The sequence below is a fragment of the Niveispirillum sp. FG156 genome (assembly GCF_057809555.1).
Genome location: NZ_JBMDKE010000025.1, coordinates 1 through 22,195 on the forward strand (window position 1 = coordinate 1; position 22,195 = coordinate 22,195).

9 protein-coding genes are annotated in these 22,195 nt (G+C 65.6%); 4 read left to right on the top strand and 5 right to left on the bottom strand.

Going from position 1 to position 22,195, the window contains the following annotated elements:
* The 3 genes from ACODSP_RS16670 to ACODSP_RS16680 form a co-directional block, all read right to left on the bottom strand.
* Window positions 1–7,252: MBG domain-containing protein (locus ACODSP_RS16670; RefSeq protein WP_488966687.1), on the bottom strand; the 7,252-nt coding region annotated here is incomplete at its 3' end.
* A 10-nt stretch (window positions 7,253–7,262) separates the two neighbouring features.
* On the bottom strand, window positions 7,263–8,906 hold the full coding sequence (locus ACODSP_RS16675; protein ID WP_488966688.1) for a ShlB/FhaC/HecB family hemolysin secretion/activation protein: 1,644 nt from the start codon (window positions 8,904–8,906) through the stop codon (window positions 7,263–7,265).
* Window positions 8,907–9,137: 231 nt separating this feature from the next.
* Entirely contained in the window at window positions 9,138–9,989 is an 852-nt protein-coding gene (locus ACODSP_RS16680; protein ID WP_488966689.1) for an MBL fold metallo-hydrolase, read from the bottom strand.
* Window positions 9,990–10,185: 196 nt separating this feature from the next.
* On the opposite strand from ACODSP_RS16680, the gene ACODSP_RS16685 reads away from it, so the two are divergent.
* Window positions 10,186–10,917 carry a cyclic nucleotide-binding domain-containing protein gene (locus ACODSP_RS16685; RefSeq protein ID WP_488966690.1) on the top strand — a complete coding sequence of 244 codons (732 nt, stop codon included), beginning with the start codon at window positions 10,186–10,188 and terminating at the stop codon, window positions 10,915–10,917.
* Between the two features lie 120 nt (window positions 10,918–11,037).
* On the top strand, window positions 11,038–12,237 hold the full coding sequence (locus ACODSP_RS16690; RefSeq protein ID WP_488966691.1) for a GGDEF domain-containing protein: 1,200 nt from the start codon (window positions 11,038–11,040) through the stop codon (window positions 12,235–12,237).
* Window positions 12,238–12,242: 5 nt separating this feature from the next.
* Here ACODSP_RS16690 and ACODSP_RS16695 read toward each other — a convergent pair whose 3' ends face one another.
* Together ACODSP_RS16695 and ACODSP_RS16700 are read right to left on the bottom strand one after the other, a co-directional pair.
* Window positions 12,243–15,152: a hypothetical protein gene (locus tag ACODSP_RS16695; RefSeq protein WP_488966692.1), complete on the bottom strand. Its 2,910-nt coding sequence runs from the start codon at window positions 15,150–15,152 to the stop codon at window positions 12,243–12,245.
* A gap of 184 nt (window positions 15,153–15,336) precedes the next feature.
* Window positions 15,337–16,368 (bottom strand): substrate-binding domain-containing protein, encoded by a 1,032-nt coding sequence (locus ACODSP_RS16700; protein WP_488966693.1) that lies wholly within the window; start codon window positions 16,366–16,368, stop codon window positions 15,337–15,339.
* A gap of 255 nt (window positions 16,369–16,623) precedes the next feature.
* Here ACODSP_RS16700 and pgmB point away from each other — a divergent pair, with 255 nt between their 5' ends.
* Together pgmB and ACODSP_RS16710 are read left to right on the top strand one after the other, a co-directional pair.
* Window positions 16,624–19,581, top strand: coding sequence for a beta-phosphoglucomutase (gene pgmB / locus ACODSP_RS16705; RefSeq protein WP_488966694.1), 2,958 nt, complete (start codon window positions 16,624–16,626; stop codon window positions 19,579–19,581).
* 106 nt (window positions 19,582–19,687) lie between these two features.
* Window positions 19,688–22,132, top strand: coding sequence for a TonB-dependent receptor (locus tag ACODSP_RS16710; protein WP_488966695.1), 2,445 nt, complete (start codon window positions 19,688–19,690; stop codon window positions 22,130–22,132).
* Window positions 22,133–22,195: the final 63 nt, after the last annotated feature.

The window sequence follows — 22,195 nt, forward strand, 5'->3', positions numbered from 1 at the left end:
TGCCGACATCCCGGCCCGCCGCCCGCGTCAGGGCACCCGACACACTGTCCCCCGCCACCAGACCGGACACGCTGTAGGCCAGGGCCGGGTCATCAGTACCGTAAACTTTGGTTCCAGAGGCCGCCGTCACCGTCAGGGCGGCGGGCGTGATGGTCAGCGTCCCACCCGTGAAGCTCAGCGTATAGTTCGCCCCCGCCGACAGGCTGCCCTGGCTGATCGCATAGGTGCCGACATCCCGGCCCGCCGCCCGCGTCAGGGCACCCGACACACTGTCCCCCGCTACCAGACCGGACACGCTGTAGGCCATGGCCGGGTCATCGCTCCCGTAAACCTTGGTTCCAGAGGCCGCCGTCACGGTCAGGACAGCGGGCGTGATGGTCAGCGTCCCACCCGTGAAGCTCAGCGTATAGTTCGCGCCCGCCGACAGGCTGCCCTGACCGATGGCATAGGCGTCGACGTTCCGCCCCGCCGCCCGCGTCAGTCCACCCGTCAAACCATCACCATTGACAAGACCGGTCACGCTATAGGTCAGCGCTGGATCATCCGTACCATAGACCCGCGTCAGGCTGTTCGCTGTCACGGTCAACGCGGCGGGATTGACGGTCAGGGTGCCTGTCGCCCCCTGCCCGCCTTCCATCACATAATTGCCAGCATCGGCACCGGTCAGGCCGTTGATACGCTGGGTATAGCTACCCGCACCCAGTTTCGGTCCCGGCGTGACGGCGCCGCCGGCCCCTTCCACGCTGACATCGGCCTTCACATCATCGCCGGCCAGCAGACCGGTCAGGGTGACCGCCCCCGTGGCCGCATTCTGGCCATAGGTGGCGGTGACCGATGCCACGCTGGCCGTCAGGGCCTTGGCCGCGATGGTCAGCACGCCATTGCTGTTGCCCGACCCGGCCAGCACATAGTTCGATGCCGACCCGCCACCCAGCGCCGTCAGGGTCAGGTCATAGGTCCCGACCTTCAACCGGTCCGACAGGGTGCCGGACACCAGCGTCACGGCACCGCTGACATCATCCCCCGACAGAACGCCCGTCAGGCTGGGCGTGCCCAGCACAGCCAGGGTGCCATAGGTGCTGGCAACATTGGCGATGCTGAAATTCACCGATTTGCGCGCCACCGTCAGGGTGCCAGCGCTGCTGCCACTATTGGCCAGCCGGTAATTGCTGACATCGCCGCCGCCCAGCGTCACCGTCTGATCATAGGTCCCCGCCGACAGCCGATCCGACAGGGTCGCGCCTGACAGGCTGACACTGGCCGTCACATCATCCCCATTCACCACCCCGGTCAGGGTGGCGGTGCCCAGCGTCGCCCGCGTGCCATAGATGGAATTGACCGCGCCGACGCTGTAGGTCAGTTCCTTGGCCGCGATGGTCAGGGTGCCGTCGGTGTGGCCCGATGCCGCCAACTCATAATTGCCGACATCGCTGCCGGCAATCGCCGTCACCTTCTGCGTCAGGCTGCCCACGGCGGTGCGCGGGGCCAGGGTCACCTCATCGGTCCCGCGATAGGTGGTGACGGTCCCCGTCACCCCGTCCCCATCCACCAGCCCACCCAGCGTCACGGTCCCGCCGGTCGCCGTCGTGCCATAGGTGCTGCTGCTGTTGGTGATGGAATAGGTCAGGGATTTCTTGGTCACCGTCAGGGTGCCGGTGCCGTAACTGAACCCATAGCCCAGGTCCGACGCCAGCGTGCCTGCCCCCGCCGTCAGGGTATAGGTGCCGACATTCCGCCCCGCCCCGGTAATGACACCGGTGCCGCTGACGGCATTTCCCAAAGCGTCACCCGTGACCAGTCCGGTGATCGTATAGGTCAGGCCCGTGATGGTGGACCCGGTATAGACCCGGCTGACGCTATCGGGCGTCACCGTCAGGGTGGGGGTATAGCCATAGACGAACCGGCTGCCGCTGTTGGACACCGCCGTATAAGTACGGTCGCTGAAGCTGAAGCTGCGGTTATAGAGCGGCAGGGCCGAGATACCGCCCGTGCTGCTGGTCAGCGGACTGTTGGAGAAGACCAGGAACCGGCCCCCGCCCGCCACCGACAGGGCGCTGGACCCCGCGCTGTTGGTGAAGGTGCCGTTGGCGGCCAGGATCAGGGCATCGCCGCTGCCATTGGCGGCTACACTGGCCCCCGATGCCAGGGTTAGGTTGCCGCCACTGGTCAGCTTCACGGTCCCCGTCGCCGTCACCCCCGCCACCGACCCGATGGTGCCGATACTGACCGCCCCCGACAGGCCGACATCGACGGAACCGGTATTGGCCGCCACCGTACTGACGGCGTTGGACGCATGGGCCAGCGTATAGGCACCACCCGCCCCGTTCAGCGACAGGCCCGACGCCGTAATGGCCGCACTCTGCGTCACACTCCCCGTGCTGGTCAGGGTCAGATTGCCCGTCCCGGCATTCACCCCCGCCACCCCATCCACCGTGCCGATGGCAAAGCCCGTATCATCGCGAAGGGCGACGGCGCCATTGCTGCTGCCGGTCGTAGCCGCAAAACTCGTGACGGCATTGTTCACACCCGACAGCGCCACCGCCCCGCCCGCCGTCACGGCCAGATTGGCGACGGTAATCGCGCCTGTCTGCCCAATCCCCGCCCCGCTGCGCAAATGCAATGTGCTGCTGCCCGTGGGCGCAATGGCCCCCGTCACGCTGATCGCCCCGGCGCTGGCCGACCCGATGCGGATGGTCCCCGCCGTCACGCGGTTCAGTTCCGCCGACGAAATCTCCAGCCCGCTGCCGCTGTCCGTGGCGGAGCCCAGATCGATCCCCCGCCCGGCGGTGGATGTCGTCAGGGTGGCCGTCGCCGTCCCGGCATCCACCGACCCGGTCAGGTTCAACCGGTCGGCATTCAGGGTGATGTCCTGGTTCTGCGTGCTGATGGCCGCACTGACGGTCAGCAAGCCCTTGGTATTGGCCGACAGGCTACCCGCATCCGCCCCGCTGCCCGTGGACAGGGCACCGCTGATGGTAATGGCGCCATTATTGCTGATCAGGCTGGTATTGTCCTTGAACGCGGCCCCGGAAACGCTGATCGCCCCCGTCCCGTCCGACCGCCCCACCGTGACGCTGCTGAACCCGGCGCGGAGGCTGTCCAGTTCCGTCTGGCCCAGTTCCAGATCGCTGGACGCCGCCCCGTCACCCACGCCGATGCTGGCAGATGTACTGTTGGGCCGCAGGATAAGGTTGCCCGTCCCGCCGATGCTGATCGCCGCCGCACCCGTCCCGCTGGTCAGGGTCATGCGGTCGGCGGTCAGGGTAACGGTCCCGGCATAGGCGGTTGTTCCGTCCCAGCCGATATAGGCCCGGCTGCTGTCCGACGACCCACCATTGGCCGCAATCAAGCCATTGGTCCCCGTGGCCGTCAGGCCCAGCGCGCCGCCACCCGTGCTGTAGATGGCGCTGCGCGTGCCCGGATCATCGCGCAGCAGGATGCCATACCGATTGGTCCCCGACCCCGCCTGCGCCCCGTTCAGGGCGATGGCCCCGCTGGCGCTGCGGATGGTGCTGCCATTGCCGATGGCGATGCCGCTGGTCAGCGTATTGCCCGTGCCCCCGGCCCCGTTCAGCGTGATGGTCCCGGCCCCGGCGGCAATCAGGCTGCTGGCGCTGACATTGATGCCGATGCCGGTCCCAGAATTGGTACCGGATGGCGCGCCGTCACCATTGATCAGGATAGTGCCGCCCGCCCCGCTGTTCAGCGTGCTGGAGGTGATATTCACCCCGATGCCGGTATCGGCCTTGCCCTCCGCTGCGCGGCTGGCCGGCGTCGAACCGCTGCCGATGGTGATGTTGCCACCATTGCTGGACAGGGTGGCGCCGCTGATGGCCACACGGCCCGCTGATCCGCTCTCATTGCCATCGGCGGCCAGCACGATATTGACCTTGCCCGACCCCGACACGCCGACATTGGCCGACACGGTCACATCAATGTCGCTGGACAGGGTCAGTGTACCCGTCCCCGACCCGGCATAGGTGGCGGCCTGCCCCAGTGTGATCAGGCTTGCAGCAGCATAAAGGCTGGCATTGCCGGTGAAGGTCAGGCCCGTCGTCCCGGCCACGGTCCCGACACTCAGCGCATCTGTGCTGCGGAAATCCACCGATCCGGTATTGCCGGCCAGCGTCGTCACACTGTTGCCCGACCGGGTCAGCGTATAATTTCCGCCGGTGCCCAGCAGCGACAGGTTGGTCACATTGATATCGGCACTCTGCGTGACGGTCCCGGCACTGGCCAGTTCGACCGTATCGCTGTGGGCGTAGCTTAAGCCACTGCTGATCACCAGATTGCCGCCATCCAGCGCACCCAGGCGGACGACGCCGGCGCTGATCTGGTCGATCTCCGTCTGCGATACATGGGCCTTGCCCGACCCCGCGCCCGTGGCCCCCACATCCATCTGCCCGCCCGTGGCGAAGGGGCGCAGCTGCACGCGGCCTGTGCTGGTGATGCTGGTGCTGGACAGGGCGATATCGCCGCCGGCCAGGATAATGGTCCCCGCCCCCGCCGACACAGTCGTGCTGTTCAGCACCAGATTGTCGCGCCCGCGCAGGCTGATATCGCCGCCATTGCTAGTAAAGCTGCCATTGCCCGCCGTCAGGGTGCCGCTGCTGCCCCCATATCCGGCAATGGCATCGACATTCAGCTTGCCCGTGCTGGAGCCGGCCCCGATCCCGGAATTGAAGGTCAGGTCCTGGGCCGCGCGCAGGGTCAGGGTGGCATCCCCGCCCGCCGATTTGGCGATGGAATTGCTGACGGTAATGTCGCCCACGCCTGCCTCGGCCAGGGCGTTCTTGCCGGCGTCCAGGAAGGTCTGCAACAGGCTGGCGATGGAACTGCCAATGGTCAGGCTGCCGCTGATCAGCTCGAACGCGCCGATGCCGGTCGTGGACGGGTTGGCCGTCACGCTGACCGTACCCGTATGCTGTGCATGGCCAAGGGCCAGGGTGCCGGCGGTAACCGTGCCCAGTTCCGCCGTGGACAGGGCCAGCCCGGCACTGTCATCCGTGCCGCCGATGACCAGATTGCCGCTGTTGCTGCGGGTACGCAGGGTGACGCGGCCCGCCGACCGGATGCTGGCGCCCGTCAGGTACATGCTGTCGGCACGCAGTTCGACATCGCCCGCCTGGCTGCTGCTGGCCCCGCCGACATTACCGCTGCCGCTGAACAGCAGGCCGACACTGCCCGCCCCCTCCGTCGCCGTCACGGTCGTCTTGCCGCTGCCCGACGTCACGCCGAACCCGCCCATGACCAGCACGCCATGATTGGCCGTGCCCGTCCCGCTGCTGCTGCCGGTCCCGGTCAGGCCGACGGTGCCCGATGTGTTGCTGATCCCGCCGCCGCTGCTGCCATCCAGTCGGATACCGACGGACCCGGCGCCGCTGCCATTGGCCGTACCAGTGATACTCACCGAACCGGCGCCGGCTGAAACCGTGCCATAGGCAAAATCCACGCCAAACGCACCCGTACCGGTCACGGTAATGGCGCCATTACCGCTCGACAGCGTGCTGTTGCCCGCCAGCAGCACGCCCGTGGCGCTGCCCGTACCGGTCAGGGTCAGGGCGCCCGACCCCGTGCTGAAACCGGCCCCCGACAGGTTGACGCCCGTCGTGGCCCCGGTTCCCGTGGCGGTCACGGTGATGCTGCCGCCATTGCTGCTGAAACTGCCGCCCGTGGCCTGAAACGACCGACCGGCATTGAAACTCATGGACAGGGTACCGCTGCTGGAACTGACCCCGATGCCGCTGGCAAAGCTGATATCCTGCCCGGCATTCAGCGTCAGGGTGGCTCCAAAACCGCCCGACTTGGCGATGGAACTGTTGATATTGATATCGTCACTGGCCGCAAGCGTGACGCTGGTGCCGCTGTTCAACAGGGTCTCGATGGCCCCGGCGGTGATCACACTGTTGACCGCCCCCTGATCACCCACATTGTCCAGATCGCCGGCATTTTCCAGATCATCGCCGGTTGTGCCGTCGCCATTCAGGTTGGGCGTGCCGCCGATGGTGATGTTGGCCGGGTCCAGCAGCAATTCACCGGCCTTGCCGCCCGCCCCGCCGGCCAGATCGGCGGTGCCGGCAAAGCGCAGGCTGCCCTTGCCCGACACTTCGGCAAAGCCGCCATCGACCGCGCCCCGCGCGCTGACGGCCCCTTCATGCACCGTGCGCCCATCGGACCAGATGATGATGCGCCCGCCATCGCCCGCCGCGCCATCGGCCATCACCCGGCTGCCAGCATCGATGCGGGTCGCCTGCGACCGGTGCAGATCGCCCCCGCCCTGGAAATCCCCGCCGATGCGCACCGATCCGCCATCAACCGGGCCCGACGCATCGACAATCGCCCCGGTCAGCGTGACCTTGTCGCCCAGCACATCGATGGACCCGCCCGCGGCGTGGACGGTGCCGGAAACCTCCGTCTCCACCCCTTCCCCGCCGATGATGATGCGGCCATCCACCTCCCGCGCTGCCGTCGCCTCCACCAGACCCCCGGCATTGACCACGCCGGCCAGCCCATCGCGCGCCGCCCGCGCCGTCATCAGGACCTGGGCACCGGTAATGGTCCCATCATTCAGGACCCGTCCCGCCAGTTCCGCCGGGATTTCAAACCGCAGCAGGCCATCGCCGGCCAGATCCAGCGTGAACCGCTCCGCCCCGGCCAGAACGACCCGGCCAAACCGCGCCTCGATCAGTCCGCTATTGCGAACCTCCGGTGCCGCCAGCACGGCATAACCGCCATCGGCCACGCGGATGGTGCCCTCATTCACCACCGCCGCCCCGGCCTGCCCCGCCTTGCCGAAGGTCAGGCGCCCGGCGGCAAAATCGGCATTGTCGATATCCGCCGTCGTGGCCAGGAAGGCACCGGCATCAATGCGCGCGCCCCGCCCCACCACGATCCCGGCCTTGTCGATCACCACAACCTGGCCATTGGCCGTCAGGTTGCCGTCAATCCGCGTGCCGGACCCGTGACCGATCACGCGATTGACCAGCAGCGATCCCGCCCCCGGCTGCGTCACGGCCACCGACTGCCCCGCCCCGATATCAAAACTGCGCCAGTCGATCAGGGCGCGGTCACTGGTCTGGTTGATCAGGGTCTGGGTGCCCTGGGCGCTGATCCCCGCCCCGCCCACCACGACGGTGCCGCCCTGCGGGGATTGCGCCGCCGCCGGCAGGGTGAAGACGGATGCCAGCGTCAGGGCGCGAAAACCGCGCCCCCACCGCTTCTGGCCCGTCCCCTGCCGCCGCGCGCCCTGCATCCCATCCCCCCTAAAGCTGAACCGTCAGATCGATGAACAGGCGCGTATCCCGTCCTTCCGCCCCCGGAATGGGCAGCGACCGCAGGGTGCGCGCCAGTTCCGCCGACAGGTTGGCCTTGGCGAACAGCCCCAGCCGCACCCCGCCGCCCGCCGACAGCAGGTGCGTATTGGCCGCCACACTGTCCCAGACGCGGCCACCATCGACAAAGCCATATAGCGTGAACCCGTCCACCCGTTCGATCCCCGGATTGAACGACCGGCGCAGCTCCAGGCCGCCCCCCACCCCGTTCGGCCCCGACAGGTCCCCGCCATTATAGCCGCGCCCGAACCGGCTGCCGCCCAGGGTGAATTCCTCACCGGCCAGCAGGGTGTCGGGCGTGTATTGCCCCGCCACCGTCAGGGTGGCGCCGATATCGGCGAACAGGCGGCGCCCATAGGCCATTTCCGCAGTGAATTTAGAATACCAGGGGTTGGGCCGCAGACGCGACGCGTCACGGTCGCCCCGCCCCGTGGCACCCGCCACGTTCAGCCCCTGGGTCAATCCTGCCTGCGCAAACAGGTCGCCGCCTGCAAATCGCAACTGGCTGTAGCTGATGCGCGCATCGACACTACGCCACTGGTCCCGGCTGAAGGGCAGGGCCAGCAGTTCCACCATCGCCTTCTGCGCGTTCCACCCGGTTTCAATGGTCAGGTTCCGCGCCCGTGACCGGATCAGGGGCAGCGACAGGCGTTGGCCCATGCCATAGCCCTCGGTCGCCACCGCAAACGGCTTCAGTGCCGCACCGGGCCGCCCCCGGCTGTAATTGGCATTGCTGGTCAGGCTCAGGCCGCTGCCGTCCAGCGGCTGCACCCAGCGGCCATTGACCGACCTTTGTTCCTTGATCTGCGGCGTGGCCGACAGGGTCAGGCCCAGCTGCTCCCCCCAGCCCAGGGTCGAATTGGCCGCCACATCGACAAAGGCCGACCAGGGGCCTGCGAAATCCGATCCCCGGTTGCCGATGCCGGCCACCAGCGCATAGGGCGTTTCGCTATACCCGACCAGCAGTTCCGCCGCGCCGAAACTGTCGCCGGGCCGCACCAGCCCCGTGACATTCACCCCCGGCAGATCATCGACCAGCAGCAGCCCGCTTTCGATCAGCTCGACCCGCGCCGGTCGCGCCGCCACGGCATCGGCCAGCCGCGCCTCCACCCGCGCCCGTTCACGCGGACCGCCGCCTTCCACGCGCACCCGCTCCAGATGGCCTTCGATCACGCGGATGCTGATGGTCTGGTCCTTGATCTCCTGCGCCGGCACGAACACGCGGGTCAGGCCGAAACCAAGAGCCAGATACCGGGCCTGGATACGGTCGGCCAGCGCCGAGATATCGGCTAGGGTCACGGGCTTGGCGATGGCGGCCCTTATATCCCCGGCAAATTCCGTCTGCGGGTCAAAGACCGACGCGCCTTCCACCGCCACGCGGGTCAGGGTGAAGCGCAGGTCATTGGCACCGGCGGCGGGTGCGCCCTTGCGCTGTGCCGGGATGGAAAATTGCAGCTGCGCTTTGGGCGCCTTGCGCATCTCCTCCAGCGGGGCGGGAACCGTGGGCCGCCCCGGCTCCACGGCACCGGGCAGGCGCGATGGTGCCGCCTGCGCATGCGCAGTGGCAGGCGCCATCACGGCAACCATTCCCATAATTGCCAGCCGACGACGCATATGACCCCAACGCTTTGATGCTTCGTTTAAGTTTTAAGCCGAAGGGGGCAGGTCTTGCCAGTCGTTTATGCATTAACTGCGCGGGCAGCGGGCATTAACCAAGGCGAGCAGCCAAGAAGAAATACACCTGTCCGTTGGGCTGTACACACGCATCGGTAGTTACTCGCCTGCTGCGTGCCGGCTTTGCTTGGTTCAGCGCACCAACTCGCCATCCGGTGTGATCACCTGCCCTTCACGCGCCACCAGGGCGCCGGGATGGCAGGCGCGGGCCTGCGCGGCGATGACGTCCAGATCGGCGTCGGTGCGTTCCGGACTATGGTGGAAAATCACCGGATGCCGCACCCCGGCATGATCGGCCAGACGCAGCGCCTCTTCCCAGGTGGAATGGCCCCAGCCGACATGGTGGGCATATTCGGCATCGCTGTAGCTGGCGTCATAAATCATGACATCGGCCCCGCGCACCAGATCGGCGATGGTCTCGTCCCGGCCCTGCGCCGGATGCTCGGTATCGGTGATCAGGCAAATGGACCTGCCCTGATAATCCACCCGGTATCCCGTGGCCCCGTTGGGATGGTTCAGGGGACAGGTCCGCACGATCAGGCCGGGCCGCGGCTCCAACACCTGACCGCCCGTGAACTTGCGATAATCCATGCAGCGTTCCAGCCCGCGCAGCGGCACCGGGAACAAAGGTGCGGCCATCAGGCTGCCCAAAACCTGCCCCAGGGTCAGGTCCGGCCCCAGATGCCCTTCCCACAGGCTGATGCGGCTGCGCTTGTCATGAAAGGGGGCGAAGAACGGGAAGCCCACAACATGATCGATATGGGTGTGGGTGAAGAACAGGTCCGCCGTGACCGGATCGCCCCCATCTTCCAGCGCGTCGCCCAGCAGCCGGATGCCCGTTCCCGCGTCAAAGATCAGCAGGTGCGGGCCGCAGCGCATTTCCAGACACGTGGTATTGCCGCCATAGCGCAGCGTGTCCGCACCCGTGGTGGCGATGCTGCCGCGCACGCCCCAGAACCGCACAAAGAAGCTGTCGTCGCTCATGTCCTGGTGATCCGCCGCCCTCTTGCCGACCCGCACTTTCAGCCAAGGATTGGAAAAGGGCAACAGCCCACCGCCATGGTGACGCAGGAAAAGCGGCAATCCCGTGCTTGCCGTCACACCTGCCGAAAACGTAAATGAATATTCAATATTCCACGGGCATGCTCCGCCCGACCGCAAACCGTGCAGGATACCGGAATTGGATGAGATCAATGTCGCCCCCGGCAAGTTGCTGATCAAGGAGGGGGACTGGTCGGGCGATGCCTTCCTGATCACCGCCGGCCGGGTGGAGGTTTTCCGCGCCGTCAATGGTGTCAAGAACCGGCTGGCCACGCTGGGTCCGGGCGAGATTGCGGGGGAGATGGGGCTGATCGACAACGCCCCGCGTTCGGCCTGTATCGCCACGATGGAGCCGACGCGACTGATCGTCATTTCGCGCGAGGTGTTCGTGAAGCAGCTGCGTGCGGCCCCGCCGCTGGTGCGGTTCGTGCTGCATTCGCTGGTCCGCACGTTGCGCGCCCTGAACGGCATTCCCACCGATAATGGCGACCCGATCTTCAGCGATGATCCCATCGTGTCGGAACGCACGCACAAGTTGCTGCGCCGTGACACATTCGCGCCGGGCCGCACCATATTCCGCCGGGGGGATGAGGCGCACTGCGCCTATCTGATCCAGTCGGGTCTGGTGGAGATCACCCGCGAAACGCCTGACGGTCAATCCATGGTGCTGGGCCATGCCGGGGCCGGCGCCGTCTTCGGTGAAATGGCCCTGCTGCGCGATGCCAACCGCGCCGCCACGGTGACCGCCGTGGACCTGACCGTGTGCGAGGTGATCCAGCGCCAGCGGTTTGAGGAACTGTTGCGCGCCGCGCCGACGCTGATTCGTCAGCTGATCAATTCCTATGTGGGGCGCATCGAACGCGGCATCTGATCCGGCCTCTCCTTGCCCGTTCCCCTTGCAGGAATGGATGCGCCAAACCCCATACGCACGTATTCTTTCTGCTTACCCATTGCCGGATAACCGGAAAGGTGTAGCATTAAGGCGAACAACATGGGTTCAGTAATGCTGCCGGCCCTGGATCTGGCCTCGATCTTCATTGCGAATGCCGTCGTCACGGGTGTGGCGGCGTTCGTCCTGCGCTTTATCCGACGCTATCATCCCGATCTGGCGGGCATCGGCCATTGGGCCTTGGGCCAGGCCTGTTACGCGGTCGGATTCGTCCTTCTTTACTTCTCCATGCTGGACCCGTTTCAGCGGTCGTCCCTGCCCGGCTTCTTCTTCGCCATTGGCGGCACCCTGCTGACCAGCCTGGGCTTTTACCGCTTCCTGCGCCTGCCGGGCCGGCCGGAACCCTATGGTCTGGCCTTCTTCCTGCTGGTGGTTGGCTTCTGCCTCGTCATGTCGTTGGCGCTGGAGGAGCCGGGATACGTGATGACCGCGACCGTCACGGCACAGGGCGTGATCAGCGCTTTCAACTTCCTGCTGCTGCGCCGCCATGCCAGCGGGGCGATGCGCCCGGCGGCACTGACATTGGCGGTGCTGCATGCGCTTTGGGCGCTGGTCAGCCTGACACGCGCCCTGTTCATCATCGGCACAGGGTTCGACACGCGGGTCGCCATTTCCATGATGCCTGTCTCCATGCTGGGCGGCACCTTCCTGCTGACCTGCCACGCGCTGGGTCTGGTCTGGATGATCGTGGGCCGCATGCAGGAACATTTGGTGCATCAAGCCGCAACCGACCCGCTGACCGGGGCCTTGAACCGCCGGGCGCTGCAGGCCCGCCTGGAACAGGAACGGACCCGCGTGATGCGCGAAGGCGGCGGCTTCGCGCTGGCCACCTTCGACCTGGATCATTTCAAGCTGTTGAACGACACGCACGGCCATGTTGTGGGCGACGCCACCCTGGTGGGCGTGGTGAATGCCGCCGGCACCCTGCTGCGGCCTGTCGATGCCGTCGCCCGGTTGGGGGGCGAGGAATTCTGTCTGCTGCTGCCCGACGTGACCGGTGACGGCGCCGTGGATATGGCGGAACGGCTGCGCCGCTCGCTGGAGGGGCTGGACATCAGCAGCAGCAGTGGCCCCGTGGCCGTGGCCGCCAGTTTCGGCGTCGCCTGGTACGGCACCCATGGCCATGACTGGCCAACCCTGCTGAAGGCTGCCGACAGTGCGCTTTATTGTGCCAAGCGCAATGGCCGCAACCGTGTGGAAGTGGCCAACCCCCTTACAGACGCCGACCTGCGCAGCGCCTGACGCCGTTATAGCCCGACCGACCCCGCCGCCAGGGTCCCGACGCCCGTCAGGATGATGGCGAAATCGGCATTGCCGTCGCCATCCACGTCGCCCAGCACCTGCAGATCAGCGCCCACCACCTGGATGCGCAACTGCCCGGCGACATTGCTGAAGGCCGCCGTGCCGATGAAGGTAAAGGCATCGTCGCCCGCTGTGGTGCTGTTGGCGTCGATGGCGGTCAGGTCGATCCGGTCGCCCTGCGCCGCCACGAAATCGCTGATGGTGACGGGGGTCGCCACCGGGCTGTCGGCTGCGGCGGCCAGTACGAAACTGTCGCCCCCCAGCCCGCCGGTCAGCGTATCCGCCCCGCCGCCACCCGTCAGGGTGTCAGCACCGGCCCCGCCCGTGATGACATTGGCCAGCGCGTTACCGGTGCCCGTGAAGGTGCCCGTGCCCGTATAGGTCAGGTTCTCGACATTGGCGACCAGGGTCAGGCTGGCCAGATCGGTGCGGATCGTGTCCGTCCCCTCACCGGCCAGTTCCACCACCACATCCGTGGTGGCATCGACGACATAGACATCATTGCCCAGCCCGCCGGTCATGCTGTCGCTGCCGGCCCCGCCATCCAGCACGTCATCGCCGCCGCCGCCCGTGATGGTGTTGTCCAGCGCATTGCCGGTGCCCGCGAAATTGCCGCCGCCCGTAAAGGTCATCACCTCGACATTGGCCGCCAGCGTCAGACTGGCCAGACTGGTACGAACCGTATCCGTCCCCTCGCCCGCCGCCTCGACCACCACATCCGTGGCCGCGTCGACGATATAGGTATCGTCGCCGGTCCCGCCGATCATGCGGTCGCTGCCGCCGCCGCCATCCAGGCTGTCATTGCCCGCCCCACCTGTCAGGGTGTCATTGCCGGTCCCGCCAGAGATCAGGTTGGCGCTGTCATTGCCCGTGCCGGTGAAGGCGGCCGTCCCCGTATAGCTCAGGTTCTCCACCTCGGCGGCCAGGGTGAAGCTGGCCAGGGAGGTGCGGACGGTATCCGTCCCTTCGCCGGCCAGTTCGGTGATAGTATCGCTGCCGGCATTGACGATATAGACATCGTTGCCGGCCCCGCCGGTCAGTTGGTCAATTCCCGCACCGCCATCCAGCGTGTCATCACCGGCCCCACCATCCAGCGTATCGGCACCCGCCCCGCCCGTGATGGAATTGGCCGCGGCATTACCCGTGCCGGCGAAGTCGCCGATACCGATAAAGGCCAGATGCTCCAGATCGGCGGCCAGCGTATAGGATGCCAGGCGGGAATTGACGATATCGGCCCCTTCACCCGCCAGCTCAACGATCACGTCACCGGCATCATCGACGACATAGGTGTCGTTGCCGACACCGCCCGTCATGCTGTCGGCGCCCGACCCGCCATCCAGCGTGTCATTGCCGGCCAGCCCGGTCAGCGTGTCATCGCCACCCCCGCCCCGGATGCTGTTATCGGCGACATTGCCAAGGCCGGTGAAGTTGCCGGCCCCCGTATACTGCAAATTCTCGAAATCGGTCAGCAACGTATAGGTGGCGAGGCTGGTTCGCACCGTATCGGTGCCTGCACCCGCCGCCTCATTGATGACATCGCCAAGGTTGTCGACGACATAGGTGTCGTTGCCGGCCCCACCGGTCAGCGTATCGGCACCCGCACCGCCATCCAGCGTGTCATTGCCGATACCGCCGGTGATGGAATTGTCCAGGCTGTTGCCCGTGCCATTGAAATTGCTGGTGCCCAGATACAGCAGATTGTTCTGCGTGGCGGTCAGGGTGAAGGTGGCGGCCGTGGTGTTGACCGTCACCCGACCCGTACTATCCACCGTTTCATAGGAATAGCCGAAGTCGGACGTATCGAGGATGCCGGCGAAGCCCTGCACCCGGAAGATGAAGTCATCAGCCCCCAGGTTGCTGCTGCGCCCCGGCCCGGAAACCACCAGATAGACCTCACCCAGATAGCTGAACAGGCCGGCCCGGTTATTTTCATAAAGCGGCTGTCCCTTCGCGAACAGGAAGTTCATGGCGGCGTAGAAGGAATTGCCCGTGGCCCGCAGCACCCCGCCCGACGCCACGGAGGTGACCGCAAACGGCAGCTCCACGCTGTCGGCCAGCGCCACGCCATTGCCGCCGAAATCGATACCGACCAGCGTATCCATGCCGTTGAAGGTCAGGGTGGATTCCAGGCGCGTTTCGGACACGCGGGAGAAGACGAACCGGTCCGACCCCGACCCGGCAATCAGCCTGTCCAGGCCCAGGCCGCCGACCAGCACATCATCGCCGGCGGTGGCGATCAGGGTATCATTGCCCTGTCCCCCTACCAGACTGTCATTGCCATAGCCGCCGATCAGGCTGTCATCGCCCGATCCGCCGATCAGGGTATCATTGCCCAGGCCGCCATCGATCGTGTCATTGCCGTCGCCGCCATCGATATAATTCTCGAACCGGTCCTTGATATCACCGCGCAGCCGCTCGGCGGTGCTGTTGTCAAAGGTCTGGATCTGCACCGGCCCCTGGATCATCTCCACCTGCAGGCTGAACAGGCGCGGCGCATTGCCTGTCCCTTCATTGTCAAAGGCGGTAATGGTGCCCGTGGTCTTGTCGACGGCATAGATGATGACGCTGTGCGGCTCCACGATGGTGCCGTTGTTCCAGAAGAAATGCAGAATCTCGCCCGCCTGCAAATTCCGGTACATGTTCTTCAGGTCCTTGACCGCCACGGTGCGGTAATCGGACCAGCTGTCCAGCCGGTCATCCACCATCACCACCGTGTCGGTGGACCCATTGGTCACCCGTTCACCGCCAAAGATCATGCCCGCATCGTTCAGGACGGTGCGGAACAGTTCCATTTCGTCCGCGACCGGCTCACCAGCGGCGATGGCGGCATCAAGGACGGTCTTCAGGCTGGGCATGGGCGGACTCCGGGCGGCAAATAATTCCCAGGGCACAAGGAATTCCCGGCACCCTGACCCTGTACAAGCAATTCATACGCCAACTAAGGCCTTATGCTTCAGGCCGGCGACTGCCGGCCCGCGACCTCATGGTCGCGTAAGCCAAGCCGACGGATGTCGGCGCCCGGCGCCTGAGGGCGCACAATCAAGTCCCCCGAACCACCAGCCGAGCGGGAAGGCTGACCGATGCCACTTCCTCCCCATTGATCAGGGACAGGATGCGCCGCGCCAGCAGTTCGCCACCCGCCTGCCAATCCTGATGGACCGACGAAAGCGGCGGTGTCAGGCAGGCCCCCAGGGGCGTATCGTCGTAACCGATCACGGAAATCCGCTCCGGCACGGGAATGCCGCGTTCCTGCAAGGCCTGCAGCGCGCCGATGGCCAGAAGGTCGCTGGCGGCCAGCAGACAGTCGAACGCGGCCCCGCCCTCATCGATCCACCGGGCAATCGCCGCCGACCCCGCCGCGATGCTGAACGGGCAGGAAATGCCGCCCACTAAGTGTCCGCCACCAGTGGCCAGGGCGTCGCGGAAGCCGTCATGGCGCTGTGCAATCTCGGCGTGGCTGGTGTCGCCCAGAAAAAGGCCGCGCCGGCGGCCCATGGACAGGAAACGGTCAGCGGCCAGCGCCCCGCCCTGCCGGTTGTCCGACCCGACCGTCACATAATCATGCTCCGGCGCCTCGGCACCCCAGACGACCAGGGGCACGTCGCTGTCGGCCAGTTGCACCGCCGCCTCGTCATGGCTGCCCTGGCCCAGCAGGATGATGCCGTCTGCCGTCTGCACCGCCGGCATATGCACCCCGTCGCGGGTGGTCAGGACGACGGCATAGCCGATGCTGGTCAGTTCCTGGCAGATGCCGCCCATCAGCGCCATGGGGAACGGGTCGGACAGGGGCCGGTCGGGGCTGGGCTTCATCTCCACCACCACGGCCACGCTGTTGGACCGTTGCAGGCGCAGGCTGCGCGCCGACAGGTTCAGCTTGTAGCCATGTTCCTTGGCCAGGGCCTGGATCTTGGCCCGCGTATCGGGCTTCACCGTCGGGCTGTCGCGCAGGGCGCGTGACACCGTGATCTTCGATACCTGCGCCAATTCCGCCAGGTCGGCCATGGTCAAGCGGCCGGCGGGCGCGGCCTTGGCTTCAATCTCGGGTCCGCGGGCGGCTGCGGGCTTGATCATCTGGCTTTCGGCGGGTGACGGGCAGGGAAGCCGACATTGGCATGGAAGGCGATTTTTTCCAAGGGTTTGGCAACACCCAATCGCATAGGCCCGAACCCCCGCCCCATACGTAGTCAGAAAAATGACATCGATATCTTGACATCGATAACATTGATGTTAGCTTAAGGACCAACCACCGCATCATGGCGGCGGATCAAGCGTATCTTGGGGAGGTTTGCCGTGGCGGAGAGAGCATCTCACGTCCGCGCAGGAGATGTGCGTGCCGATGCCGGGGATGGCTGGACCATCCGGGTTGCCGGGTTCAATCCGGAAACCGCGGCGCGTGACGAAAGCCTGTTCGCACTGGCCAATGGCGCGCTGGGCGTGCGCGGCGGCATCGACGGGGTGGACAGCGCCAGCGATGGTGCCTTTCTGGCGGCCTTCTTCGAACAGGCACCGATCCATTATCACGAGAAATTCACCGGTTTTGCGCTTTCCACCGATACCCGCGTGCCCGTGGCCGATGCCAAGCATGTGCGGATCGTGCTGGACGGGGAAACCGTCACCCTGACACCGGATGCCGGCCTTGTCCGCGAGCTGGACCTGTCCACGGGCCGTTTCCGCACCTCCATGCGCTATACGGCAAAGGGTGGAGCGGTGGAGATCACCACCGACCGTCTGGTCAGCCTTTCACGCCCCGGCCTGCTGGCCCTGCGCCTGACCATCCGTTCCCTGGACTATACCGGCCCCGTCACCCTGCTGTCGGATCTGCGTTGGGGCCGCCGGGCGGAGGGGCAGGGCGATGATCCGCGCATCGGTGTCTCGCTGGGGGCCGGCGGGGTGGACAGTTTCCCGGTGGTGGAGGATGGCATCCCCACCGCCCTGCGGCAGACGGCCCGCCTGTCGCGCCGGACCTGCCTGCTGCGGCAGGATCACGTGTCTGGTCACGGCCTGGCATCCGATCAACCCTTCCTGACGCTCGACAGCATCAGTCAGGCCTTCCATGCCGACCTGACGCCGGGTACCGGGATCGAACTGGTAAAGTTCGCCGCCTATGCCTGGGCCGATCATGATGGTGATGTCGCCGCCCTGTTTGCCGATGCCGGGGCCACCCTGGCCGCTGCGCTTGCCGCCGGCTGGGACGTGATCGCACAGGAACAGGCCGATGATCTGGCCCGCTTCTGGGCCGATGCCGATGTGGTGATTGATGGCGATGCGGGCCTGCAGCAGGCCATCCGCTTCAACCTGTTCCACCTGTACCAGTCCACGGGCCGTGACGGCGCCACCTCCATCGCGGCCAAGGGCCTGACGGGGGAAGGCTATGAGGGCCATTATTTCTGGGACACGGAAACCTTCATCCTGCCCGTGCTGGCCTTCACCGCCCCGCAACTGGCGCGGCGCATGCTGGAATACCGGATCGGCCGGCTGGACCGCGCCCGCGCCCATGCGCGCGGCATGGGGCACAGTACCGGCGCCCTGTTCCCCTGGCGCACCATCGCCGGCGATGAATGTTCGGCGCACTACCCCAGCGGGTCGGCGCAGTACCATATCAATGCCGACATCGCCTTTGCCGCCCGGCTTTACGAGGAAGCGACCGGCGACAGCGCCTTTCTTTACGCCCATGCCGCCGAGATGCTGTTTGAAACGGCCCGCATCTGGCCGCAGGTGGGGCATTTCAACGCCCGCAAGGGCGGGGCCTTCACCATTCATGAGGTGACGGGACCGGACGAGTACACCGCGCTGGTGAACAATAATTTCTACACCAACGCCATGGCCGCCGCCCATCTGGCCCATGCCGCCGATCTCTATCGCCGCATGTCCACCGACGCGCCCGGTGCCCTGTCCACCCTCGCCACCCGCATCGGCCTGACCGATGCCGAAGTGGCCCTGTGGCAGCGGGCGGCGGATAGCATGTACCTGCCCACCGACCCCGATTTGGGCGTCAGCCCGCAGGATGACGACTTCCTGTCCAAGCCCGTCTGGCCCTTCGCCGATACGCCCGCCGACAAATATCCGCTGTTGCTGCACTATCACCCGCTTTCCATCTATCGCCATCAGGTGTGCAAACAGGCCGATGTCGTGCTGGCCATGCTGCTGGCCGGCGACCGGTTCAGCCCCGCCCTGAAACGCCGCAATTTCGATTATTACGAAGCCGTAACAGTCCATGACAGCACCCTGTCACCCAGCAGCTACGGCATCCTGGCCGCAGAGCTGGGCGACAGTGAAAAGGCCATTCGTTACTTTACCGAAACAGCCCGTATCGACCTGGATGACCTGCATGGCAATGCCAGCCATGGCGTGCATATGGCGGCCATGGCCGGAAGCTGGCTGGGCATCGCCTGGGGCTTCGGCGGCCTGCGCTGGCAGGGTGGCATCGCCCGCTTTGCCCCCATCCTGCCCCCCGGCTGGACCCGCTATGGCTTCGGCATTAATTGGCAAGGAAGACGCCTGCGGGTGACGGTCGATCAGGTGGGCACCACCTACCGCCTGCTGTCGGGCGATGCCCTGACCATCCATCACCAGGGCGCCCCCGTCACCCTGACGCCGGGTCAGGATACCGCCATCGCCCACAGCCCGTTTCCCGCCCCGGTCAAGGCCATCATCTTCGACCTGGACGGCGTTCTGACCGATACCGCAGAGGGCCATTATCAGGCCTGGCAGCGTCTGGCGGATGAGTTGGGCGTGCCCTTCGACCGCGAAAAGAACGAGGCGCTGAAGGGCATCGACCGCATGGGCAGCCTGGAACGCATCCTGGCCGGCTCTGCCATCACCCTGACCGACGCGGAGAAGCTGGACGCCGCATCGCGGAAGAACGGCTATTACCAGGACCTGATCGCAAGGTTCAGCCCCGACGATTTGTTCGACGGCGTGCGCGACCTGCTGCTGGCCGCCAAAGCCGCCGGGCTGAAGCTGGGCGTGGCGTCGGCCAGCCGTAACGCCCCCACCCTTTTGACGCGCCTGGGCATCATCGACCTGTTCGACCATGTCGCCGATGCGGGTGCCATCCCCAATCCCAAGCCCGCCCCTGACATTTTCCTGTCCGTGGCCAAGGCTCTGGATGTCTCCCCGCCCGCGTGCCTGGGCGTGGAGGACAGCATGGCCGGGATCACCGCCATCAAAGCAGCCGGCATGCCGGCGCTGGGTATCGGTGATCCCGCCATCCTGACCGAGGCCGATGAGGTCATCGGCCATATACGCGAATTCCGGCTGGACCGTTTCGTCCGCCCGGCATGACAATCCGGGCGCCATCCCGAGAGGGGGGATGCGTCGCCCGGACGGAAAAACAAGCACAGCCCATCAATCAAGAAGCATCCGGGTGATGCTCATACGGGAGGTCCCTATGACTAAGTTTGACAAGAAGCTGCTGACGGGCGCTGCCTTCGCGGCCCTGCTGCTGCCCGCCATCGGTGCTGCCCAGGCACAGGACGCCCAGCAGGGTGGCCTGCTGGAAGAAATCATCGTCACCGGCGTGGCGCGCTCCGACGGTATCAAGAAGCTGGATGCCAGCTTCTCCATCACCACCGCCGATGCCGAAGCCATCGCCGAACAGCAGCCCGCCAGCACCGCCGACCTCCTGAAGATCGTCCCCGGCGTCTGGGTTGAAAGCTCGTCCGGCACGTCGGGCGCCAATATCGACGTGCGTGGTTTCCCCGGCGGCGGCGACGCGCCCTTCATCACGGTACAGCTGGACGGCTCCCCCCTGTTCCCGCCGCCCACCCTTTCCTTCCTGGAAAACAGCACCCTGTTCCGCCTGGACGACACGGTGGAGCGGGTGGAGGTGCTACGCGGCGGCCCCTCGCCCATCTTCTCCAATGGTCAGCCCGGCGCCACCATCAACTTCATCCAGCGCAAGGGCAAGGAAGACCCCGAGGGCAGCCTGAAGCTGACCGTGGGGGATGAGGGGCTGTACCGTTTCGACACCTATTACCAGGGTGCCTTGGACAAGGATCTGCTGTTCTCGGTCGGCGGTTTCTACCGCACGTCGGACGGTATCCGCGATACCGAATTCCCCGCCGATCGCGGCGGTCAGGTCAGCGGCAACATCACCAAGGTCCTGGAAAACGGCGAGGTCACTTTCTACGGTCGTTACACCAACGACAAGAACGCCTTCTACACGGCCATCCCGCTGCTTTCCTCCAACAATGGCAAGACCATCAAGGAGTTTCCGGGCTTTGATGCGGGCAAGGGCACCTTCCTGGGCAATGAGCTGCGCAATGTCGTGCTGGAGGTCACCCCCGGCGCCACACCCGGCACCATCCGCCGTGATTTCGCCGATGGCCGTGGCGTGAAGGCCGCCGTGGTCGGCAACACGATCGACCTGACCTTCGGGGAATGGACGGTTAGCAATAAGATGAACTACCTGAAGGGTCAGGCCGATACGCGCGGCCTGTTCACGGGTGCCAACCCGCAGACCCTGGGCAGCTTCATCAATGGTCAGATCGCGTCGGCCAACGCCAACGCCGCCGTCGTTGCCGCCGCCGGTCGCACGGCCACGGCGGGTTCTGCCAGCTTCGCCAATGGCGGGGCCGCCATCACCGACCTGAATATGCAGGTGATCACGGCCGGCCTCTGGTCGGTGGACAAGGATATCGAAAGCTTCACCGACGATATCCGTTTCAGCCGTGAGATCTTCGACGGCAACACCATCACCATCGGCGCCTATTTCGCTGATTATTCGTCCAAGGATCTCTGGTACCTGGGCAACAACGTCCTGATGACAGCCACGCCCAATGCCAAGCTGATCAATCTGACGCTCAATAACGGCGCCAAGGTCACCCGCAACGGCTTCGTCGGCACCTCCTTCTTCGATGTGAATGCCAGCTATAACGGTCAGAACCTGGCCGCCTTCATCGCCGATGAGTGGGCCCTGACCGAGGATCTGCGCATCGATATCGGTGGCCGTGTGGAGAAGCAGAAGGTCAATGCGACCTTGGAAAACGTGTCGACCATGGACCTGGACGGCAATCCGCTGACGCTGGCCAACAACGCCACCTCCGTCCTGAACGGCTCCTTCCGCACGCTGGATTATTCCAACACGGAAACCTCCTGGACGGCGGGCGTGAACTACTACCTGACGGGCGATCTGTCGGTGTTCGGTCGCCTGAACAGCGGCTTCAAGTTCCCGCAGTTCGACAATCTGCGTGACGGCCAGAACCAGATGCAGAAGATCGATCAGCAGGAGGTCGGTCTGAAGACCCGCACGTCTGATTACGCCGCCTATGTCACCTTCTTCCACAACAAGTTTGAAGGCCTGCCCTTCCAGCAGTTCATTATCAATCCCGACGGGTCGCAGACGCAGCTGACCCGCATCGGCGGTTCCAAGGCCTATGGCATGGAATTCGAACTGATGGTCATGCCGGTCGAAAACCTGAACCTGGCCCTGCGCGGCAATTACCAGAAGGGCGAGTTCAAGGATTTCGGCCCCAACAGCGGCAATCAGGTGCAACGTCAGCCGAAGATCCAGTTCAGCTTCTCGCCCTCTTATGACGTGCCCATGGATTGGGGCAAGCTGCGCTTCTTCGCCAGCTACAACTATACCGGCGCACGTTGGGCCGATGTGGAAAATGCCCAGCGTCTGCCCAGCTTCAACACCATCGATGCCGGCATCTCCGCCGATATCGGTGATGACGTGACGGTCATGCTGTCGGGCACCAACCTGACGGACGAATTGGGCCTGACTGAAGGCAATGCCCGCATCATCGGCGGCGCCAACACCAGCGGCGTCTTCATGGGCCGCCCGATCTTCGGGCGTAACGTGAAGATGTCGGTGGCGACCAAGTTCTAAACCGCCACCGTCGCTCCCTCACCCTCCCCAACGCTATCGCGTTCGGGCCCCTCCCTCTCCCGC

What these genes read in the sequence shown, in the direction of transcription:
- ACODSP_RS16675 (WP_488966688.1), bottom strand. Translation starts at nt 8,906, where the DNA reads ATGGCGCCTGCCACTGCGCATGCGCAGGCGGCACCATCGCGCCTGCCC.
- ACODSP_RS16680 (WP_488966689.1), bottom strand. Translation starts at nt 9,989, where the DNA reads ATGAGCGACGACAGCTTCTTTGTGCGGTTCTGGGGCGTGCGCGGCAGC.
- ACODSP_RS16690 (WP_488966691.1), top strand. Translation starts at nt 11,038, where the DNA reads ATGGGTTCAGTAATGCTGCCGGCCCTGGATCTGGCCTCGATCTTCATT.
- ACODSP_RS16695 (WP_488966692.1), bottom strand. Translation starts at nt 15,152, where the DNA reads ATGCCCAGCCTGAAGACCGTCCTTGATGCCGCCATCGCCGCTGGTGAG.
- ACODSP_RS16700 (WP_488966693.1), bottom strand. Translation starts at nt 16,368, where the DNA reads ATGATCAAGCCCGCAGCCGCCCGCGGACCCGAGATTGAAGCCAAGGCC.
- ACODSP_RS16710 (WP_488966695.1), top strand. Translation starts at nt 19,688, where the DNA reads ATGACTAAGTTTGACAAGAAGCTGCTGACGGGCGCTGCCTTCGCGGCC.